Raw genomic sequence first — 22,337 nt, 5'->3', positions numbered from 1 at the left:
GAATGGAAGACCGTATCATATCAGCAAACATGATGATGGAAGATCAGGCGGTGGAGCTCAGTCTTCGCCCTCGATATTTAGCAGAATATATTGGTCAGAATCAAGTGAAGGAAAATTTAAAAATTTATATTGAAGCAGCTAAAATGCGCAAAGAGGCACTTGATCATGTGCTTTTATATGGCCCACCTGGACTCGGTAAGACTACGCTTGCTAATATCATAGCTAACGAATTAGGAGTGAATTTACGGACAACGTCCGGTCCAGCCATTGAACGCCCAGGAGATTTGGCTGCATTACTGACCAATCTTCAAGAAGGGGATGTATTGTTCATTGACGAAATTCACCGTCTGCACCGAACAGTAGAGGAAGTAATGTATCCAGCGATGGAGGATTTCGCGCTCGATATCATGATTGGCAAGGGGCCAAGTGCACGCTCTGTAAGATTAGATTTACCTCCATTCACCTTAATAGGAGCTACAACACGTGCAGGATTGTTATCCGCACCACTCCGAGATCGATTTGGTGTAGTCAGCCGCCTTGAATTTTATAGTGTGGATGAGCTAAGTTACATCGTGTCAAGAGGAGCAGATATATTTGGAATTGAGATTGTGGGCGACGCAGCCGATGAGATAGCACTTAGGGCAAGGGGGACCCCTCGTATTGCCAATCGTCTATTGAAGCGAGTTAGGGACTATGCACAGGTGCGTGGAGACGGGATGATCACACAAGATATTGCAGATCAGGCTCTCCAAATGCTACAAGTTGACCCTAGAGGTCTGGATCTCATTGACTACAAGATACTTCATACTATGATTACTAGCTTTCGTGGGGGGCCAGTTGGATTGGATACGATTGCTGCAACGATCGGAGAAGAGAGCCAAACGATTGAGGATGTGTACGAACCCTATTTAATGCAGATTGGATTTCTACAACGCACTCCACGTGGGAGAATGGTCTCACCTGCTGCATATCAACACTTAGGATTGCCACAGCCCCCTCAGCAGAAGTAAATAGTCTATCTCAGAGAGGAGAAATTCAATGTATCATCATATGAAAAGTAAAGCGTTGAAGTGGTTCTGTAAAGGGATGTTAGTCGCTGCTGTTGGAACAGCTTGTTTACCTTTCCCTGATAAGGTTATGGCGGCAGGACTCACACCGGATTCCATACGAGTAGCGATGTTTCTGGATTTAGGAAATACTTATAAATCAACGACACAAGCTGTAACCCTTCAGTCTGTATCTCCTTGGAGTGCAGGATTTAATGGGAATGACGGTTATCATCCTTTGATTAATATCTCGCAATCTACACAAGCGCGTTTCAGTATCGATTCATTTCGAGTTAAAGTGTTAGAGACGAATGATTGGAAAACAGCGGCGGCAGCATCACAGAAGCTGTCTGCAACAAATGATAAACCGTTACTATTCAGTTCAACACTTGGAGGAAGCACGGTATATCAACTGTATACGGGAACTTATGCAACTGAACAAGCGGGTAGAGAGGCTGTAAACCGTGTAACACAAACCGCATCCGCTCAATTGAACGGTCAAGTGCCTTCTCTTAAGGGTAGTAAACATTGGTCTGCTGGTGTATATAATTCGCAAGCTGAAGCGCAGGCTCAACAAAGGGTCATTCAAACTGCTGGATATGATGCTATGACGGTTATCCAGAGCGTGCCTACAGGCGGAACTCAATATGCTGTATGGGTAGGAGAAGCTGCCAATGATAATGAACTGGCGGGTATTCAACAAGAGATGAGTCAACTTATACCTACCGTGACTTTATCGAATGTAGATCCTTCCATTCCAGCAATTATCTTGCGTCAGGATGTTGGAATTAATCTTACTTCACTCCAAACGTTAGATCATTATCAGATAAGTGGCGACTCTTCGAAACTATGGATTCCAGATCAATCGAATGGCATACAAGTCACCGAAAGATCCAAGCGTATCTATCGTGGTAATTGGGAAATAAGTTCATATAATGGACAGCTCGCGCTGGTAAATGAACTTCCTCTAGAACAATATTTGTACTCTGTTGTTGGAGCAGAAGTACCTTCATCATGGCCTAGTGAGGCATTGAAGACACAAGCAGTAGCCGCTCGTAGTTATGCTATATTTCAGAGAAATAAATATAAAGTAGCAGATGTAGTCGATACGACGCTAAGTCAAGTATATAATGGAACAAGTTCTGAAGCAGCCAGTGTTACCAAAGCTGTTGATGATACTAAGGGAGAAATCCTTATGAAGGATGGTAAAGTAGTTGAGGCCATCTTCTCATCCAATAGCGGTGGGGTAACCGCAGATTCTAGTGAGGTATGGAATAGTAACAATAATACCTTTACAAGTGTCACAAGTGAAGGTGATTTATCTGCACAAAAGAGTCTTAAAATGTGGTATCATGTTTTGTTGAATAATGGACTATCAGGTTATGTTCGTGAAGATAACGTGAAGGAATTGACCAGCACAACAGCCTCGGGACTTGCTCAGTTAACCGTAACATCCAAGGATACGAATGTTCGTGTAATTCCTTTAGTTCAATCCAATGTACCAGCAGTTAGTAAACTTAATCCGGGTAATACGGCGGTAATTCTCGATAAAGTCGCAGAATCTAATACCTATTCTTGGGTAAGGGGTCCTTATACATCAGCTGAATTACTTAAGGCAATGAAGGGGAAGGGTACATTAGTATTACCTTCTACCATTAAGACACTGGACGTTACGAGACGAGGACCATCGGGACGGGTTGTGGAACTTCAGGTAAATGGACAAATCTTGGATGTGAAGTATCCAGATATGTTCCGATCTGCATTAAATGGATTGCCAAGTACATTGTTTGATATTGCATCAACTGGAAGTTATACTGTATTAGGTTCAGATGGTACAACGGTAAGAGCATCAACATCTTCTAATACTTCTGTAATCTCAGCTTTGGGGACAAGTAGTCTTAATGGCACCGGAATGGTCATCATGAATAGTGAATCCAAGGCAACGGTATTAGATGCTAGTGATAAGTTTATTTTTATCGGGCAAGGAAACGGTCATGGTCTAGGTCTTTCTCAATGGGGAGCCAAAGGTATGGCAGATGCAGGGAATAGTTATCAGGATATTTTGAAACACTATTATCAAAATGTCACTATCGCTAAGGAATGACGACACATGGATGTAGAGTTATATAATTTTGATCTACCAGAGGAATTGATTGCCCAGACACCGCTTCTAGAACGAAGCTCATCTCGATTGCTAACGTTGAATAAAGAAGATGGCAAGACGGAACATCATACTTTTAAAGATATTACGCAATACCTTAAGTCAGGTGACACACTTGTATTGAATGATACTCGGGTTATCCCTGCAAGACTGTTTGGTGTGAAAGAGGATACGGGTGCTAAAGCAGAGGTTCTGCTACTTAAGAATCTGGGTGAAGATCGCTGGGAAGCGTTAGTGAAGCCAGGGAAAAAGCTGAAACAAGGAAATATTATTGTATTTAGTGATGAACTTAAAGCGGTAATTGAGTCTGAAAGTGATATGGGAGGTAGAGTACTCAAGTTTACTTATAACGGAGTATTTCAAGAAATCCTTGATCGACTTGGACAAATGCCTCTTCCGCCATATATTAAGGACAAGCTGGATGATCGCGAGCGTTATCAGACGGTGTATGCTCGGCATGAAGGTTCGGCAGCGGCACCTACAGCAGGGCTTCACTTTACAGAAGAATTACTCGATGCAATACGTGCCAAAGGGGTTTCGGTAGCCTTTATTACATTGCATGTGGGGTTAGGGACCTTTCGACCGATGTCGGTGGATCGTGTAGAGGACCACGTGATGCATGAAGAATATTATTCCTTGTCTAAAGAAACGGCAGATCTTCTGAATGATACTCGTCGAAATGGGGGCAGAATTATTGCTGTGGGTACTACAACATGTCGAACGCTAGAGACGGTTGGACGGCAATGCGCTGGCGGGTCTTTGAAGGAAAGTAACGGTTGGACAAGTATTTTTATGTTCCCAGGGTATGAGTTTACGGTAGTTGATGCTTTAATTACCAATTTTCATCTTCCCAAGTCTACATTGGTTATGCTAGTTAGTGCGTTAGCAGGTCGAGAACACATTCTCGAAGCTTACAAGCAAGCTGTGAAGGAGAAATACCGGTTCTTCAGCTTTGGTGATGCCATGTTTATTTATTAAAATATAGGAATGATAATATTAAGTTTCTACTTGAGACCAGAAGAAATGTTATATACGGAAAGGAATACAAATACACTATGGTAGCAGCAATTACTTACGAACATATTAAAACGTGTAAACAATCAGGAGCTCGCTTAGGTCGTGTTCATACGCCTCATGGCATTATTGAGACACCTACATTTATGCCTGTTGGGACACTGGCTACGGTAAAAACGATGAGCCCTGAAGAACTAAAGAAAATGGATGCGCAGATTATTCTCAGCAACACCTATCATTTATTTCTACGTCCAGGTCATGAGATCATTCGCGAAGCGGGTGGACTTCACAAATTCATGAATTGGGATCGCCCTATCCTGACTGACAGTGGTGGATTTCAGGTGTTCAGTCTTAGTGAAATGCGTAAAATTACGGAAGAAGGCGTTCATTTCCGTTCTCATCTGAATGGTGATAAATTGTTCCTGTCACCTGAAGTTGCAATGGAAATTCAGAATGCACTTGGATCAGATATTATGATGGCTTTCGACGAATGTCCTCCGTATCCTGCAGAATATGACTATCTGAAGAAATCGCTTGAACGGACATCTCGCTGGGCTGAACGTTGTCTAGAAAGTCATGCACGTTCGAAAGATCAAGGTCTATTCGCTATCGTACAAGGCGGGATGTATGAAGATTTACGTAAGCAGAGTGCTCGCGATTTGACTTCCATGGATTTCCCGGGGTATGCTATTGGAGGACTCAGCGTAGGTGAATCTAAGAAATTAATGTATGATGTATTGGATTATACAGTTCCACTACTTCCAAGCAATAAGCCTCGTTATTTGATGGGTGTAGGATCTCCTGATGCTCTAATCGAAGGATCTATTCGTGGAGTGGATATGTTTGACTGCGTTCTTCCAACACGTATTGCTCGTAATGGGACAACAATGACAAGCGAAGGAAGAGTTGTGATCCGTAACGCTAAGTATGCTCGTGATTACGGTCCATTAGATCCAGCGTGTGATTGTTACACGTGTAAGAATTATTCGAGAGCTTACTTGCGACATTTAATTAAGGCAGATGAAACCTTTGGTTTGAGACTGACTACATACCATAACCTGCACTTCTTGCTAGAATTAATGCGCAAGGTCCGTCAGAGTATTATGGACGACAGACTACTTGATTTTCGTGATGAGTTTTTTGAACAGTACGGGCTCTATGAGAATCTTAAAGGTTTCTAGAACGATAATTTAGTTAAGGGGGAAATAAGATGTTTGAGAGTTTTGATTTTGCAGCAGCTTCAGGTACTGGAGGAGCGGGTTCACTGGTTCAGTTACTTTGGCCGTTTGTTCTGATGTTTGCGATCTTTTATTTTTTGTTAATCCGTCCGCAACAAAAGAAACAAAAAGCACGTGCCACAATGCTAAAGGCTCTTAGCAAGGGAGATAAGGTAGTAACCATCGGTGGTCTTCACGGTACGATTGTAGAAATCACAGATGACATCATTGTACTTCTTGTTAATGATGCAACAAAACTTACGTTTGACCGTAGCGCAATTAGTCAAGGTGTACGCTCAGATTCAGACAGTAAATAATCCTTGATCCTAAACTTTCGTTAAACATAAGAAGAGGTTGTCCATGTTGTCGATTTGACAACATGGACAACCTCTCTTCTTTTATAAGTCTACTGTTTCTAGTTTAGTAGGATAGATCCACAGCTTTAGAACGTTTCTTGTGAAGGCCCTGTTCTTTATTAAGGGTCAATCTAGCCCAATAAATACCTAAAGTAGAAGCTGTAATGCCCAGTAATGATCCTGCTATCATATCAGTTACCCAATGAATTCCAAGATAGAATATACTGAATACTACAATAGTTGCACTGATTGTTGTTATTAATCTCCAATGAAGATTACCAGAACGTACTGCTAACAGCATAATTGTCACAGAGATAGAAGTATGAAGACTTGGGAAGCAATTGTCTAGACCAGAAAGGGGTCTGTATAATTTCTCGAATAAAGGAAATACATCTAACATATGAAAAGTGACTCCTGATAGTGGATAAGACCAGACCTCATTAACTGGAAAAAAGAGGTAAAAAGGGATAGCTACTACATAATTAATAACTATAGCGAAGCATGTTGCATACACGAATAGCTTATTTTTATTCAAAAGGTAAACGCCGATAGAGGCAATCAACAAAGATTGAAAAACAATAACATAGAAAAACACACATATTTCCGTAATTATTGGATTATAGAAGAATTCTTGTAGATTCTTCACGAAGTGACCTTCTATACCGAAGATCCAAGGCGTAAAATCAGCCTGAAATTTCATACTTTTTTCAATCGTGAGTTCATATTTATTAATAAATAGAATACCTGCTACTGTTATAAATAAAATTAAGAATCTTCGTGAAGAGATAAGTGTGGATGCAAACTCTTTGATTACGTGAAAGGGATTACGTAGAGACCCTAACCAGATTAGTATAATAACTGTTGCTGTTGAAGCTAAAGTAATTGTTCCCATGGATTGGTAAAGCACCGAAACAGCCTCCTCTTTATAAAATGACTTTATCTAGTGTACCACATATATAAGGAAGAGACTATTGTTGCGAATTACATATTTTGTCTTAAGTTCACACCAAACATGCCTCCAATGGCACCAAGTACAAATGCTATTCCTATCAGGAAAATATGCTCTAAAGTGATCGAATTATCTAAGGCGAGAAACCCAATAATTACAATAAATACACCATAAAATATTCCAGTTATCCCCCCGTTGTACCATCCTTTTCGGCCTGATCGCTTACCTGACACGATACCTCCTACTACTGCGGAGAAGATATGAATCACATAAGTATACACACCAAGATCATGTTCTTGCAGACCACTTAACCATAAGAACAAAGATAGAATAAATGACCCTAGCATCATCCAGAAAAAAGCATAACAAAGTCCAGCAAGGATTGGGTTGGTAATTCTGAAAGAGATAAATTGACGAATAAATTGCATATAAGAAACCTCCTTTATAGTCCACATGTTACTGTCATTGTATGATAGGGCTTGCCCCAGTAGTACAACAATGAAGCATAGGGTTATTGCTTATATGGATTGCCATTAATTAATAATGAAGAGTATTGCATGACCTTAATAAGATAAGGTGACAATAGCAATACAAACATGTCCAATTGTGACAAGGTTAAGGGAGTAGATATAAGTGACAACCGATATGACAACTCACATTTTTAGAACATTACTGATGTATTTCTTTATCTATTTCACCATTCGTATTATGGGTAAAAGAGAAATTGGAAAACTGTCCCTATTTGATTTTGTAATCTCGATTATGATTGCTGAACTTGCCGTGTTTGTTGTAGAAGATATGAAAGAACCCCTGTTGGACGGGATACTTCCTATGGTAACGCTTGTCATTTTACAGATTGTCATTGCAAAAATCAGTTTGAAGAATCGGAAACTACGATTGTTATTTGATGGAAAACCAACCGTTCTCATTTCAAATGGGAAACTCCATCGAGATGCCATGAAGAAGCAACGTTATAATCTTGATGATCTTATGCTTCAAATCCGTCAGAAAGATATTGATAATATTGCAGATGTAGAATTTGCGATTCTAGAGACAACGGGTCAACTTACGGTACTTTCCAAAGATTCAAAGCCTGATGAGGAATCGTCAGATGAAGCTTCTCCGAATGGAAGGAAAGGCAGAGGGAGGAGCAGGAGAAGAATATTGGTACCAGCAGGTAAACTAACTGAACAGGGCTTACCCGTGCCTTTAATTATGGATGGTAGAGTCCAAGATGAAAATCTACATTTGATCAAAAAGACACGATTCTGGTTGAAGAATCTGATTCTAACGAAAGGGGCAAGTGATTTCAAAGATGTTTTTCTATGCAGTATTGATCATAAAAATCGTATATACATTGATTTAAAGGAAAAAATAGGTGGCGAACCGGTTAAGTGAATTTCTGTTTGGAGCGAAACCAATCGCCGATTAAAGGTGTTTTCTCTAAATCCCGTAAGGATACGAGCTTGATACTAAATATAATGATGATATAAATTATGATACCGACAATGCTTGCTGCGATGAATTGTAACCATGTTAGTTGATGAAAAGGAAGATAGGTATATGCAAATTGTGTACCTCCTGCCATTACGATCATAGCTACACCCATCTTAAGGAAGTCGAGAATCTTGTATTTGAAAGATAGCATTCTAGCTACGCTGAAACCATGTAACAACGTGACGATGATACTGTTAGCAATAATGGCAATTACAGCACCCAGTATTCCGTATTGAGGCTGAGAGGCTAAGTACCAAATCAGAAATAACTTAATAGCAGATCCAATTAATGTATTGCGAAGAGCCTTGCCAGGATGGTCTAATGCTTGAAGTGCGGCCATTAAAGGAGCTTGAACATAAATAAATAAGGCAAAAGGCGCCATGAGCTTTAACATACTTGATATATTGTGGTCGTTATATAGAAGCAAACATAGTGGAACTGAAAGAACAAACATAAGAACAGAGAAGGGAGCACCTGTTACAAGTGCTAACCTTAAGGTTTGGTTGAGTCTTTTGTGAATCGTAACCATATCCTTACGAGTTGCTGCTTCTGATAAGGAAGGAACGAGCGAGACTGCTAATGCAGCGGTTAGTGCCCCTGGTAGCAACAATAATGGGATGACCATACCTTGTAATGCTCCATACTGAGCAGTCACAACGGAGGTGGCGAAACCGGCTAAGGCAAGACTTTGTGCTGTAATAATAGATTCGAACAAATAGGAGAACGATCCAACAAGCTTACCTGCAGTGACAGGGATCGTAATCTTCAGCAATCGACGAAGTACCTTTTTTTGAGGAATGATAGCGGGTTCAACTTCTAAGATGTTATCTATATCAGGATATTCTCCCTTTTTATTCTCTGCATGATATTGCCATAATAAAATAAGTAGACCGATAAATTCACCAGCCATAACACCTAACATGGCTCCAGCTGCTCCAAATTCAATTCCTTTGGGTAGTAGAAGAAATGAGAACCAAAGTACACAGACAATTCTAGCCACCGTCTCTACAATGGAAGATACGGCTGATGGAATCATATTCTGTTTCCCTTGGAAATATCCTCGATAGACAGAGGATGCTGCAACAATGACTAGCATTGGACTCATACTCACAAACGTATGATAGACTCTGGGGTCTGTCAGAATATTATGAGTTATCCAAGGAGCAAACAAGATAGACAACAACATAAAGATAATACCAAGTCCAAGTGTTAATCCGAGACTAATTCGTAGGACTGTTTGTGAAGCTTTTGGGTTATTGGCTGCCTCAGCCTCTGATACAATCTTGGATACAGCAAGGGGAATACCTCCCGTGATGATCGTCATTAATACAATAAAAAAGGGGTATCCTAGTTGGTAAATTCCAACACCTTCTGCTCCAATAACACGGGGCAAAACAATGCGAGGGATAAACCCTAATATCCGATTAATTATACCTGCTGTCACTAATATTAAGGTTCCCTGTATAAACGTTTGTTTCTTACGCTTATTCAACTCTTCACTCCCTCTTCCCGAGTCAAGCTTAGCCGGTTGTCCAGCATGACCATTACTATATGGATATGCTCAACCTGTCCCTTCTCATGCTTAGCTTTGCAATTCCTTTCATAGAAAAAGGAAAATAGGGTTTATGGGTCGAATTACATTTGTTAAGAGATATAGACATCGTAGAGAGGAGGGGTACGCGTGGGAGTAGAAGATATAAGGAGTATCGAGTTCGATGAGGATATTCAAATGATGTGTAAGAGCAAGGCTGAAGAATTTAGACTTATCGGATATGAGCACGTGACTGGTAAAGATATATGGAATTGTGTTAGTTCAAAATATGAGAAGGAAGGCTTTCCTCCAATCTATAAGTTAGTCAATGATATTTTATCCCTGAAAGTAACGGGGTTTATGAATTTTATGACGATGTCAGCCTATAAAGGATCTACTTTTGAATAAGAAGTGATCCTTTTTGTCTTGGAAAAGATAGGAGAATGATAGTGTCGAATTATGCGGCGACACGAATTTTACAATATTGATAAATTGACTGCATTTTATCGCATGGCTATAATAGGAATATTGAGAACGAAAGGGGAACTAGGAACGGCATGAAAAGAATAATTAGTTTTTTCGTTACAGTGATCGTGTTAACTGGCGTAATGGCAGTTTCAACTCCAGGATTACTGGATAAAGTCCGATTGGGTCTTGACCTTAAGGGAGGATTTGAGATTCTCTATGAGGCTAAACCATTAGAAGAAGGACAAACTGTTACTAAAGAATCTTTGAACCGTACAGCCCAGAGCTTAGAGAAGCGGGCTAACGTGCTAGGAACAAGCGAACCAGAGGTGACTACAGAAGGATCTAACCGAATTCGTCTGAAGATCGCTGGAGTAACCAATGAGGCTGAAGTTAGAAAGAAAATGAAAGAACCTGCGAATCTGACATTTCGTAGTTCGCCGGGTGGAGGCACAGAAGCTGCTGATTTCACTAAAATAGAGCTCTTAGGAAGCGATTTTAAAGAGAATGGTGCAGAAGTGGGTTATGACTCTCTAAACCAACCTGAGATTAGTATCCAAGTGAAGGACAAAGCTAAATTTACAGAAATTACAAAACGTCTTATCGGTAAAGAATTAGGTATTTTCTTAGATGAAACTATGCTGTCTGCTCCTGTTGTAAGAGCCGAATTAACCGATGGGAAAGCTTCCATTAGCGGTAGCTACACCAATGATGAAGCTAAGAATCTTCGGGATACAATTAACTTAGGAGCGTTACCGCTCAGCCTAACAGAGAAGTATTCCCAAAGTGTAGGGGCAACGCTTGGTAAACAATCATTGGATCAAACGATAGTTGCGGGTCTAATCGCATCTGCCTTTATTCTTCTTTTCATGATCGGAATATATCGTTTACCAGGATTATTAGCGAGTTTTGCTTTGATTTTGCACACATGGTTACTAATTTTAGTATTCGTGCTGGCTGATTTCACGTTAACCTTGCCTGGTATAGCAGCATTTATACTCGGGATAGGGATGGCTGTAGATGCTAATATCATAACCAATGAACGAATTAGAGAAGAAATGCGAAATGGGAGAAGTGTTTTGTCTTCCATTAAATTAGGGAATAAATCTTCATTCCGTACGATAATCGATTCTAATGTCACGACTATTATTGTTGCTGGTTTTATGTTTGCTTTCGGAACAGGTGCTGTAAAAGGATTCGCATTAGTACTCATTGTTGAAATCGTATTGAGTATTGCAACGAACGTTTACTTCTCCCACTGGTTGCTTGGCCTCTTGGTTAAGTCAGGCCTACTTAAAAAGCCGAAGCAATTTGGTGTGAAGGAGAGTGAAATCCGTGAACTTTAAGAAAGAAATTGATTTTGTTCATATTAGCAAGTATTTCTATACAGTTTCGATTATTTTAACCATAGTAGGGATTATCTGTCTTTCTGTCTTTGGTTTGAATTTTGGAGTAGATTTTCGCGCAGGTTCCAATGTAGATATAACTCTCTCTAAGTCGCTAACACAGAATGAAGTTCAACCGATTCTCAAGAAAATTGGGATCGATGAAGGTACAAGTATTACCCCAGGTGAAAAACGGATGAATATTCGCTTCACCGAAGTCCTAAACGAAGAGCATGATCATCAACTAAGAGCTGAGATTCAAAAGTTGGATAGCACAGCATCTTTTGAGGTCAATACAGTAGATACTGAGATGGCTAAGGAACTTGGGAAAAATGCCATTTATGCAGTATTACTCTCTTGTATTGGTATTATAATTTATGTAAGCATTCGCTTTGAATGGCGCTTTGCGTTAGCAGCGATATTGTCGCTCATTCATGATGCTTTCTTGGTTGTCACTGTGTTCTCCGTATTCCGTTTGGAAGTGGATTTGATCTTCATCACCGCCGTCTTGACAATCATTGGTTATTCGATTAATGATACGATTGTTATATTCGACCGGATACGTGAGAATTTACGTTTCGCTAAGCTCAAGACGAACGAGGATCTTGTTGTCTTGGTGAATAAGAGTGTGAATCAAATGCTTAAACGTTCCATTTATACGGCACTCACTGTCTTTATTGCAGCACTCTTCCTGTACCTATTTGGAGGAGAATCCATTAAAATGTTCTCTTTTGCTATGGTTATTGGACTTGTATTTGGAGCATATTCAACGATCTTTATTGCAAGCCCATTCTGGTTCTTCCTTAAAAGTAAAGAAAAGAATAAGAAAATTGGCAAAACATCATAAGCCTAAGGGAATTGGAATAAAACAAAGAAAGCCGCGGTCTATGATGACGCGGCTTTCATAATGATTAGATATGTTATGGTACATCATTAGACTCCATTGATATTGTGAGATGGGATGACTATTTTATGGAGACTAGAGATATAGGAATTGAAGTTGCTAGAGGGGGGCTCATGTGACTACACAACGTTCAGCATTAGTGGAAACCGTAACTTGGACGGGAATTATTTGTGAATTCGGACTTGCTTTCTTTAAAGGAATTGTTGGGTATTTCTCGGGTAGTAAAGCTTTACTAGGGGATGCTTTGTATTCAGCGACGGAAGCTTCTACTTCACTAGCAGATAAAATGCCTTGGAAGTGGCAGGCCGCTGTAAGAGGTAATCGGAAAACCGCAAAAGCAACACCTATGATAACTATTCTTTTTTCTGTCTTAGTTCTTATGGGAGGATTACAAATTGCTACGAATGCGATTATGAATCTTTCGAAGGATGATTTGAAATCACCGGGACTATTCTCAGTGATTGCCATCTTTGTCTCTCTTGCTGTAAGAGAAGCTATCTTTCAATTTCAATACCGTGTATCGAAAAAAAGAAATGAAGGTAAGCATACGGTATATGCTGCAAACCACCGTCTAGGATTATATTCATCTTTTATCGTATTGCTAGGTGTAATTCTTTCGTTTGCAGGAGATATGTTTGGATGGCCTGGATTACTATACATGGACTCTATTGCAGGGTTAATTGTATCGGTTCTTGTTCTTAGAAAAGGGTATCTTCTTATCGTGAATTCTGTCTATGGAAGGATTGCTCATCAGGAAATAGAAGAAGAAAATTCTGCTAATTTTATTGATACGGTCCAACGTGTCCACGGCATAATAACAGTAGATGATCTGAAGTCACAAGAGCACGGACATTATATTGTTATTTATGTAAAAGTTAGTGTTAATCCACGTATTACGGTTTTGGAAGCGCAAGATATTGCTGATCGAGCTAAAAAACTTTTGATGAATCGTTTTCTACATGTGAGTGACGTAAATATTCAAGTTGTTCCATATGATCCTGGGTATCCTTATAAGTCTAACCATGAATTAACAAGTCGGGATACACCGACATTTCTCCAATAAACACAATGTTGAATGAAATTTGAACAAGGTTGGGAAAGAAAGGTGAATACACGTGCTCCATTCGAAGTATAAGTGGCAGCCACAGGCATACGATGCTAATGCAAGTCAACAATTTGCTGAAGTATTGTCTATTTCCCCGCTGCTCGCTTCCCTGCTTATCACAAGGGGGATTTGCACCGTTGAAGAGGCTAACATGTTTATAAAAGGTAACATGGATGATTTGCATGATCCTTTCCTGTTACACGGAATGAAAGAAGCGGTTCCAAGAATTCTCCATGCTATTGATAGTGAAGAACATATTTTAGTATATGGGGATTATGATGCCGACGGAGTTTCTAGTACATCTTTGATGATTCATCTCATGCGCCACATGGGTGCCTCATTCGATATCTATATACCACATCGTTCCAATGAGGGGTATGGGCTTCATAATCATGCTATGGATTGGGCTCATCAACAAGGAGTCTCTCTCATGATAACGGTTGATACGGGGATTAGTGCAGTGGAGCAGGTAGCTTACGCGAACTCCCTTGGGATAGATGTTATTATTACGGATCACCATGAGCCTCCTGAGGTTTTGCCTAATGCTTACGCGCTCATTAATCCTAAGCTATCCGTTTGTTCGTATCCGTATAAAGGCTTAGCTGGTGTTGGGGTGGCATACAAGCTGTGTCAGGCCTTATTAGGCAACCCGCCTATGGAATGGACGGAACTCGTTGCCATTGGAACGATAGCTGATTTAATGCCCCTGACGGGCGAGAATCGTATCTTAGTTCGGACAGGGCTTGCCTCGATGCGCAAATCTACTTTTCAAGGGATTCAAGCATTACTTGAGGTAAGTGGAATTGTTAAGGAGACAGTAACTTCCACCAACATTGCATTTGGTATGGCTCCTAGAATTAATGCAAGTGGAAGATTAGATCATGCAGGTAGAGCTGTGTCTTTATTGACTACTGAAGATTCTACCGAAGCTCTGGGTCTTGCCCATGAGTTAGATAGCTTGAATAAACAGAGGCAAAAGGTTGTCGAAGATATTCTGCAAGAAGCGCTTGCACAGTTGGCGTTGAAGATACAGAATGCTGGTCTACCTTCTGTGATTGTGTTAGCAGGAAAAGGCTGGAATGTCGGTGTTGTTGGTATTGTAGCATCCAAAATATTAGAACGTTACTATCGTCCAGTCCTCATATTAGGTATTGATGAAGAGACGGGAATATGCAAAGGTTCTGCTCGTTCAATCCCTGGACTTGATATGTATGCAGCTCTAACTTCTTGCAAACATTTAATGGATCACTATGGTGGTCATCCGGCAGCTGCAGGAATGAGTTTGCATATAGAACAGCTAAGTGAATTTGAATGTGCTCTAAATCAATATGCGAAGTCTATTCTAATACCAGAGGATCTCATTCCTGTAGTAGTGGCAGATGGGGAATGGAAGGTATCAGACTTACCTATTTCTGTTATTGAAGAAATAGAGTTATTACAACCTTTCGGGATGGATAATCCAATACCGCGCTTCATCATTAGGGATATAGAGCTTCGGGAAAGTCGCACAATGGGTCGTGATCATAATCATCTTCGACTTACTATGCAACAAGAAAATAGTAGGTTGGAAGCTGTCGCCTTTGGACAAGGTGACTTAGCAGAGCTATTGACGACGGGAATCCCATTGGACGTTATTGGAGAATTGTCAATTAATGAGTGGAATGGTTCTCGTAAACTGCAATTGATGCTTCATGATTTAGCGGTTTCTGAACCCCAAGTGTATGATTTACGTGGCGTCAAAGAACCCGATGTGGAGATGAATCGTTTCCTACAACTCATGGGTCCTCGCTTACGTGGTCAATCTACGCAAATTGGCGTACTATCCGAAGAAAATACACTGCGGGATGTTAGAAATCATTTGAAAGAACTATCCCTTTGGGTATATGATAAGAACGGCGGAATGACAAGCGCTAATACAGTTGCAGAACAAGATGGGAAGGAAGATATTACGACTTTGTTTGTTTTGGACGCACCACAGTCTCCACGTCAGTTAGATGAGATGATGACAGCATATAAGTCATTACGTAATATTGTCTTACTACATGCCATGGATGTTCGAGAGAAACTTCAAGTTCCTGATCGAGAACTGTTTAAAAAGTTGTATATTTTGTTGTCTCGCATTGGTTCTAAACCTGTATCTGAGAGGGACGTATTATCCCAAATTAGCCGTCAATCATCAACTTCTGTAAGGATGCTTTCCAAGATGATGGATGTATTTGAAGAGTTGTCCTTTATTGAACGAAGTAATGGTTCTATAACGCTTGTGCCTAAACCTCCCAAGAAGGACCTGGATGATTCACTGCACTTTCGTGAGCTAGGAAACCTTGCGGAGATGGAGCAAAATTTATTCTATACTAACACAATGCAATTGACAAATTGGATGATAACCCTGTTGAAAGGTGCTTCATAATATCAAATGGTACGCTCAAAACATTGGGTTATGCTTCCGATGTATGTTTTACGAAGTATATTCAAGAAGTAACGCTTAAAACATTTTAGGAGGAAATTAACTTGAATTTAAAAGATTATATTCGTGTCATTCCTGACTTTCCAGAGCAGGGAATTAGCTTTAAAGATATAACAACGTTGCTTAAAGATGGTGCTATGTATAAGAAAGCCATTGATGAACTGAAGGAGCTTGTTAAGCATCTTGAAATAGATCTTATTGCCGGTCCAGAGGCTCGTGGGTTCGTTGTGGGAGCACCTCTTGCTTATGCACTCGGCGTTGGATTTATTCCGATCCGTAAAAGTGGCAAGCTTCCTTATGAGACCATCGAATTGGGATATAATTTGGAATATGGAAAAGACAGTCTAGCAATGCACACGGATGCGATTGAAAAAGGTCAAAAAGTACTAATTGCAGATGATCTGCTTGCTACGGGTGGAACGATCTCAACTTCAGTAAACTTAGTTCGTCAACTAGGTGGAGATGTTGTGGGTGCTGCTTTCCTAATTGAGCTAGATCAATTAAAAGGACGCGACAAATTAACGGATGTAGAAGTGTTCTCACTTCTATCCTATGAAGACTAAGAGATAAATTTCTCGGGAAATAGTCGGATAAATGACTCTAAAAAAAACCTCTTTCCTTTATAAAAAAGGAAGAGGTTTTTTTGGGGATAACAGCGATATACTATTTCTCGTTAGATAACCCAAGCACTTCTATCAACTTGATAAATAAGCTAAGCGCAATTCCTACAATGGTTGCTAATGCCATGCCTTTAAGTTCAACGCCGCCAATATGAAGAGTGGCTCCACTTAGACCAATAACCAACACAAGAGTAGCTAAAATCATATTAGATGCTTTAGAGAAATCAACTTTCTGCTCAACAAATATACGAAGACCTGAGGCTGCTATAACGCCGAACAAGAGAAGAGACACGCCCCCCATTACAGCAGGAGGTATTTCTGAAATCACAGAGGAGAAGGTTCCAGAGAAAGATAGGAGGATGGCAATAATAGCAGCTCCACCAATGACAAAGACGGAGTAAACCTTAGTGAGTGCCATAACCCCTATATTCTCGCCGTAGGTTGTATTAGGCGTTGAACCAACAAAGCCAGAGAAAATGGTTGAAATTCCATTCCCGAGTAGTGAGCGATGAAGACCTGGTTCTTTATTGAGATCTTTACCGACAATATTACTTGTCACAAGTAGATGACCTATATGTTCGACAATAACCACTAGAGAAACTGGAATTATCGTAAAGATGACAGATAAGTTCCAGCTAGGTGTTGTGATGTGTGGTGTGGAGAAAAAATTAGCGCTAGCTATCGCAGATGTGTTAACTTCACCCATGAAGTATGCCAAGCCATACCCTGTTACAATACCAATCAAGATATGTATAATTTTTGGGAACCCACGGAACATGAGGGCACCGATGATAGTAACACCCAAAGTTGTCATGGATATAATGATGGTAGGCATGTTGGGAGTCCAACTGGCAGTTGCTACATTCTCTGGCGCAATAAGGCCAGCCATCCGTGCGGCTACCGGTACGAGTTCGAGTCCAATCGTCGCCACAATAGCCCCCATCACAGCTGGAGGGAACACGACATCAATCCAGGACGTACCTACAAATTTTACAATTAATGCTACGATACAAAAAATAACCCCCGTAACAATAAACGCACCCAATGCTAACGAATAACCTTGATCGGGATGTTTATCTAGTACCATGACAACGGGAGAAATAAAAGCAAAGCTGGAGCCCAAGTATGCGGGGATCTTCCCTTTACAAATCAGAATATAAAATAAAGTGCCGATACCATTCATTAAAAGAATCATCCCAGGATCGACATGGAACAGATTTGGTACTAACACGGTGCTACCGAACATTGCGAATAAGTGTTGAAGGCTAAGTAGAAAGCCTGGACCTAGAGGTAATCGTTCATTAACTTGAATTTCTCGTTGCAAAGATTTTCACTCCTAATTGATTTTGTATTTTAACTTTTAAAAATGATCTTATATAGATTAATTAGATTTGGTGAATATTACAATAACATTTTCGAAATAATCACTTATATGTGTACTTTTATGTTGAAAATAGTACATCAATGTCATCCTTTGCATTCGATTGGCTGAAGTGTTGACGTATTACGTCACAAGCGTCATAATTAATAAAAAATCACACGGAGGGAACCTGCAAAGATTATTGGAAATGCGGGTTCCATTTTATATAGAAGGGAACCGGAATAAAATAGATGGGCATAGAGCGATTACTTGAAAAGGCTGAAGCCTATATAAAAGAAAATGATCTTATCCGCATCCAAGAAGCATATGACTTTGCGGAACAGGCTCATCACGGCCAGTTGCGTAAATCAGGCGAACCTTATATTCTGCATCCGCTAGCGGTTGCAGATATTGTCGTGAGCATGCAGATGGACTCCTTGTCTGTTATAGCGGCTCTCTTACATGATGTCGTTGAAGATACAACAGTCTCGTTAGCTGATATTCGTAACCAATTCGGAGATACCTGTGCGATGCTTGTAGATGGACTTACTAAGCTTGAGCGTATTAAGTTCCGTTCCAAAGAAGAACAGCAGAATGAGAACTATAGGAAAATGTTTATTGCTATGGCACAGGATATCCGTGTTATCGTGATTAAATTAGCGGATCGCCTTCATAATATGCGAACATTGAAGTTCCAATCCGAAGAGAGTCAACGTCGGATCGCATATGAGACGTTGGAGATCTTTTGTCCTATTGCAGATCGTTTAGGTATTTCTGCGATCAAAGGTGAAATGGAAGACCTTTCTCTAAGATACTTAAATCCACAACAGTATTATCGTATAGCGAATCTGATTCACAAAAAGCGTGCTGAACGCGAGGAATTTGTTGATCGTGTTATTTTGAGAATTAAAGAAAAATTGGACGAAATGGGTATTGAGGGGGACCTTTCTGGTCGACCTAAACATATTTATAGCGTGTTCAACAAAATGACGACTAAAAACAAACAATTCAATGAAATATATGATTTGCTTGCTATCCGTATCATTGTAGACAATATCAAAGACTGTTATGCGACATTAGGAATTATCCATACCTTATGGAAACCGATGCCGGGGCGCTTTAAAGATTATATAGCTATGCCAAAAGCGAATATGTATCAATCCCTTCATACTACTGTGGTTGGTCCTAATGGAGAACCTACAGAAGTACAAATTCGTACATTGGAAATGCATCGTACTGCGGAATTTGGTATTGCTGCGCATTGGGCCTATAAGGAAGGTACTTCCGCTGTAGGTACTTTTGAGAATAAAATGACATTTTTCAGAGAGATTCTCGAACTACAACATGAGGCAAAGGATGCGTCAGAATTCGTGGAATCACTGAAGATGGACTTTTTCTCTGATCTTGTCTTTGTATTTACACCTAAAGGAGAAGTGGTTGAACTCCCTTCAGGATCCGTACCGTTAGATTATGCATACAGAATCCATACCGAAGTTGGGAATCGTACGATTGGTTCTAAAGTCAATGGTCGTATCGTGCCGTTGGATCATAAGCTCAAGACGGGCGATATTGTCGAAATCATGACTTCTAAGCATTCTTACGGTCCAAGTCAGGATTGGCTTAAGATTGCCCAGTCTTCTCATGCTAAAAGTAAAATTAAACAATGGTTCAAGAAGGAACGCCGAGAAGAGAATGTTGAAAAAGGACATGATTCTATTGAGCGGGAACTGAAGCGGCTTGGTTTGGAACCTTCGGAATGGATGACTGAAGATAAGTTAATGGAAGTAGCTAAGAAGTTTGCTTTCAATGACCCAGAAGACATGCTCTCGGCTGTAGGTTTCAGTGGTATTACCGCATCTCAGATTTGTACACGTCTGACGGAGAAGTTGCGTAAAGAGCAAGAAGAAGCGAATCAGATCGAATTGACCTTGGAAATCAAGGAAATCAAGGCGCCTACTGTTGAAAAGAAAAATCGCCCTACGAATGGTGTTCGTGTTAAAGGGATAGATAACTTATTGATACGATTTGCGCGTTGCTGTAATCCAGTACCTGGTGATGAAATTATTGGTTATGTTACGCGCGGAAGAGGCGTGTCTATACATCGTACAGATTGTCCGAATATTCCATCAGAAGGTGATGGAGAGGAAGCAGCACGTGTTATTGAAGTGGAGTGGGAAGGGCAGCTTGAAGCTAATTATAGTGTAGACATCGAGATTACGGGTCATGATCGTAACGGACTCTTAAATGAGGTGCTACAGGCTGTGTCTGAGATGAAGACGAATATTTCTGCGGTCACGGGACGTTCTGATAAGAACAAAATGGCACAGATGCATATGACCATCCTAATCCGTAATACGGATCACCTTCATTCCGTCGTTGAGCGAATCAAAAGGGTGAAGGATGTGTACACAGTGCACCGAATTATCCAGTAATGATGGTTGATTGACAAAGGAGCGAGTAAGTTCATATGAAAGTGGTTGTGCAACGCTGTAAAGAGGCGTGTGTTACCGTTGATGGAGATATCGTGGGCAAGATAGATCAGGGCTTAATGGTGCTCGTAGGGGTCACTCATGAAGATACAGAGAAGGACGCTAAATACTTGGTTGAGAAGGTAGCGGGCTTGCGAATTTTTGAAGATGATCTTGGTAAAATGAACTACAGTGTTGTAGATATAGGTGGAGCGATATTGTCCGTATCTCAGTTCACGCTTTATGGGGATTGCCGTAAAGGCAGAAGACCGAACTTCATGTCTGCAGCAAAACCTGATATTGCAGAAGAACTTTATGAATACTTCAACCGTGAATTAATAGCCAAAGGGATACAGGTTGAAACAGGTACGTTTGGTGAAATGATGGATGTTTCGTTTACGAACTGGGGACCCGTGACCTTGATTATCGATAGTCGATTAGACGCATAGAAGGTGGAACTAGAGGGAATGATTTAAAATAGAGCTCAAGATATGCTATTTCTATCTAACCAAAGGAGCACTGAATCATGCGTCAGTCATCCAAACAATGTTCTTCTCAAGTATTACCTATGATATCGATAGGGAGCTTTAATGAAATCCTTCAAAGTGATCGTGCTTCAAAGTGTGTGTCATATCCAATGTGGGCGGTCTGCCCCAAGGGTAACCATCGAGACGATATACCTAGAATGTAGAACGATTGATACGATAATTGCATGTTGAACATGGACAACCCTTGAGGGTTGTCTTTTTATATATACCGGATTTTCAAACGAGTGTGGTGAGTCTCAACGTGTTACTGGATGTTGGTGTGTTATAAAATACGCTAGTTAGGGTAATAACAATGACATTCTAAGAGAAAAGAGGATTTAATATGTCTAGACAAATCCAAGCGTATTTTCAAACAGAAGACCAGGCGGAAGGTGCTAAAACGACGCTACATACGTATGAAACTGAACATGTAGAGGTTAGTAAGTTAGTGGAGTCCATTAAAGGAAATAACAATCTCTTATTGCCTTTAGTGGCAATCAACCCTGTGGGGAGTATAAATACGGCAGGTATTATGGGAGCGGGTGGCGTTGCAGGAATCAATCTAGTACCATCTTTAGAAGTAAATGATGACGTTGATTCTAATATGCAGCGGGAATCAGTTGTAATTAAAGATGAGGTATCGTTTGACTCCGCAGATGATTATGGAGATCTTAATTATGTTCTTGTCGCAAAGGTCCAAGCTGAGCAATATGATGACATTGTTCAAAAACTCCGTGAACATCATGCATATGTTGAAAAAATAGATTAAAACCCTCCGGTAATAAAACGCTTACTTAAATGTAATATAACTGTAATATAGAATTCATGTTCTCTTAACATAGTCTGACTATAATGAACCCATGACCCCCTTTTTTAATATAATTTTGGACCTACAATATCGATTGTGGGTTTTTTTTTGTCGTAAAGTGAGGGTAGCTATTGACTTTAGTACGCTAGTTCATTACAATCTAAAAATAGTTAAAAATCGATTCAATGACGGGATTAAGTAATCCAGGCTCCACAAGATCAGAGAAGAGTCCCTTGGCTGTAAGGATTCTCTTGATGACCGGATGAATGACTTCCTCGAGAACAGTTGGCGAAACAAGCGACTCTCATTTGAGAATTCGTCTGATTGTAGTAGCCATACTGCGCTGAACGGGCGTTAATCGTATAAGCGGATGCTTGCAACAGTCTAAGGACAGTAAGTTATCCGAAATGTGGGTGGTACCACGGGTGATTACTTTAATAATAATCTCTCGTCCCGG

At 40.3% G+C, this 22,337-nt stretch carries 19 protein-coding genes; 15 read left to right on the top strand and 4 right to left on the bottom strand.

Annotated features, from left to right (window positions below):
* The first annotated feature begins 2 nt into the window (after nt 1-2).
* The 5 genes from ruvB (at nt 3) to yajC (ending at nt 5,755) form a co-directional block, all read left to right on the top strand.
* Nucleotides 3-1,010 carry a Holliday junction branch migration DNA helicase RuvB gene (gene ruvB / locus PGLA_RS25180; protein WP_068537935.1) on the top strand — a complete coding sequence of 336 codons (1,008 nt, stop codon included), beginning with the start codon at nt 3-5 and terminating at the stop codon, nt 1,008-1,010.
* A gap of 28 nt (nt 1,011-1,038) precedes the next feature.
* The gene (locus PGLA_RS25175; RefSeq protein ID WP_068537934.1) at nt 1,039-3,150 is read left to right on the top strand and encodes a SpoIID/LytB domain-containing protein; all 2,112 of its coding nucleotides are present in this window, start codon (nt 1,039-1,041) and stop codon (nt 3,148-3,150) included.
* A 6-nt stretch (nt 3,151-3,156) separates the two neighbouring features.
* Complete coding sequence (queA, locus tag PGLA_RS25170; protein ID WP_068537933.1) at nt 3,157-4,185, top strand: tRNA preQ1(34) S-adenosylmethionine ribosyltransferase-isomerase QueA; 1,029 nt, start codon at nt 3,157-3,159, stop codon at nt 4,183-4,185.
* A gap of 77 nt (nt 4,186-4,262) precedes the next feature.
* Nucleotides 4,263-5,402, top strand: a complete 1,140-nt coding sequence (gene tgt / locus PGLA_RS25165) for a tRNA guanosine(34) transglycosylase Tgt (RefSeq protein ID WP_068537932.1) — start codon at nt 4,263-4,265, stop codon at nt 5,400-5,402.
* Between the two features lie 29 nt (nt 5,403-5,431).
* Nucleotides 5,432-5,755 carry a preprotein translocase subunit YajC gene (gene yajC, locus PGLA_RS25160; RefSeq protein WP_068537931.1) on the top strand — a complete coding sequence of 108 codons (324 nt, stop codon included), beginning with the start codon at nt 5,432-5,434 and terminating at the stop codon, nt 5,753-5,755.
* Nucleotides 5,756-5,858: 103 nt separating this feature from the next.
* Here the strand turns inward: yajC and PGLA_RS25155 are convergent, their stop codons facing one another.
* Both PGLA_RS25155 and PGLA_RS25150 read right to left on the bottom strand, forming a co-directional pair.
* Complete coding sequence (locus PGLA_RS25155) at nt 5,859-6,701, bottom strand: phosphatase PAP2 family protein (protein WP_245700318.1); 843 nt, start codon at nt 6,699-6,701, stop codon at nt 5,859-5,861.
* 74 nt (nt 6,702-6,775) lie between these two features.
* On the bottom strand, nt 6,776-7,171 hold the full coding sequence (locus tag PGLA_RS25150) for a TIGR04086 family membrane protein (RefSeq protein ID WP_068537930.1): 396 nt from the start codon (nt 7,169-7,171) through the stop codon (nt 6,776-6,778).
* 217 nt (nt 7,172-7,388) lie between these two features.
* On the opposite strand from PGLA_RS25150, the gene PGLA_RS25145 reads away from it, so the two are divergent.
* Nucleotides 7,389-8,141, top strand: coding sequence for a DUF421 domain-containing protein (locus PGLA_RS25145; RefSeq protein ID WP_068537985.1), 753 nt, complete (start codon nt 7,389-7,391; stop codon nt 8,139-8,141).
* Here the strand turns inward: PGLA_RS25145 and spoVB are convergent.
* Nucleotides 8,134-9,732: a stage V sporulation protein B gene (gene spoVB, locus PGLA_RS25140; RefSeq protein ID WP_068537929.1), complete on the bottom strand. Its 1,599-nt coding sequence runs from the start codon at nt 9,730-9,732 to the stop codon at nt 8,134-8,136. The genes PGLA_RS25145 and spoVB overlap by 8 nt on opposite strands.
* A 189-nt stretch (nt 9,733-9,921) precedes the next feature.
* On the opposite strand from spoVB, the gene PGLA_RS25135 reads away from it, so the two are divergent.
* The 6 genes from PGLA_RS25135 (at nt 9,922) to PGLA_RS25110 (ending at nt 16,660) form a co-directional block, all read left to right on the top strand.
* A complete protein-coding gene (locus PGLA_RS25135) occupies nt 9,922-10,179 on the top strand; it encodes a post-transcriptional regulator (protein WP_068537928.1) in 258 nt (85 codons plus the stop codon).
* Between the two features lie 149 nt (nt 10,180-10,328).
* A complete protein-coding gene (secD, locus tag PGLA_RS25130) occupies nt 10,329-11,582 on the top strand; it encodes a protein translocase subunit SecD (RefSeq protein WP_068537927.1) in 1,254 nt (417 codons plus the stop codon).
* Complete coding sequence (secF, locus tag PGLA_RS25125) at nt 11,572-12,468, top strand: protein translocase subunit SecF (RefSeq protein ID WP_068537926.1); 897 nt, start codon at nt 11,572-11,574, stop codon at nt 12,466-12,468. Before secD ends, secF begins: the two co-directional genes overlap by 11 nt.
* A 172-nt stretch (nt 12,469-12,640) precedes the next feature.
* Nucleotides 12,641-13,588 (top strand): cation diffusion facilitator family transporter, encoded by a 948-nt coding sequence (locus PGLA_RS25120; RefSeq protein WP_068537925.1) that lies wholly within the window; start codon nt 12,641-12,643, stop codon nt 13,586-13,588.
* A gap of 52 nt (nt 13,589-13,640) precedes the next feature.
* A complete protein-coding gene (gene recJ, locus PGLA_RS25115) occupies nt 13,641-16,040 on the top strand; it encodes a single-stranded-DNA-specific exonuclease RecJ (protein ID WP_068537924.1) in 2,400 nt (799 codons plus the stop codon).
* 101 nt (nt 16,041-16,141) lie between these two features.
* Nucleotides 16,142-16,660 (top strand): adenine phosphoribosyltransferase, encoded by a 519-nt coding sequence (locus tag PGLA_RS25110; RefSeq protein WP_068537923.1) that lies wholly within the window; start codon nt 16,142-16,144, stop codon nt 16,658-16,660.
* A gap of 100 nt (nt 16,661-16,760) precedes the next feature.
* Here the strand turns inward: PGLA_RS25110 and uraA are convergent, their stop codons facing one another.
* Nucleotides 16,761-18,041, bottom strand: coding sequence for a uracil permease (uraA, locus tag PGLA_RS25105; RefSeq protein ID WP_068537922.1), 1,281 nt, complete (start codon nt 18,039-18,041; stop codon nt 16,761-16,763).
* 287 nt (nt 18,042-18,328) lie between these two features.
* On the opposite strand from uraA, the gene PGLA_RS25100 reads away from it, so the two are divergent.
* From PGLA_RS25100 to PGLA_RS25090, 3 genes are all read left to right on the top strand, one after another.
* The gene (locus PGLA_RS25100) at nt 18,329-20,509 is read left to right on the top strand and encodes a RelA/SpoT family protein (RefSeq protein WP_068537921.1); all 2,181 of its coding nucleotides are present in this window, start codon (nt 18,329-18,331) and stop codon (nt 20,507-20,509) included.
* Between the two features lie 35 nt (nt 20,510-20,544).
* On the top strand, nt 20,545-20,994 hold the full coding sequence (gene dtd / locus PGLA_RS25095) for a D-aminoacyl-tRNA deacylase (RefSeq protein ID WP_068537920.1): 450 nt from the start codon (nt 20,545-20,547) through the stop codon (nt 20,992-20,994).
* A gap of 421 nt (nt 20,995-21,415) precedes the next feature.
* Entirely contained in the window at nt 21,416-21,841 is a 426-nt protein-coding gene (locus PGLA_RS25090; protein WP_068537919.1) for a hypothetical protein, read from the top strand.
* Nucleotides 21,842-22,337 lie beyond the last annotated feature (496 nt).

The organism is Paenibacillus glacialis (assembly GCF_001637205.1).
Lineage (GTDB): Bacteria > Bacillota > Bacilli > Paenibacillales > Paenibacillaceae > Paenibacillus_AQ > Paenibacillus_AQ glacialis.
This window is presented reverse-complemented; position numbering and strand designations above follow the sequence as displayed.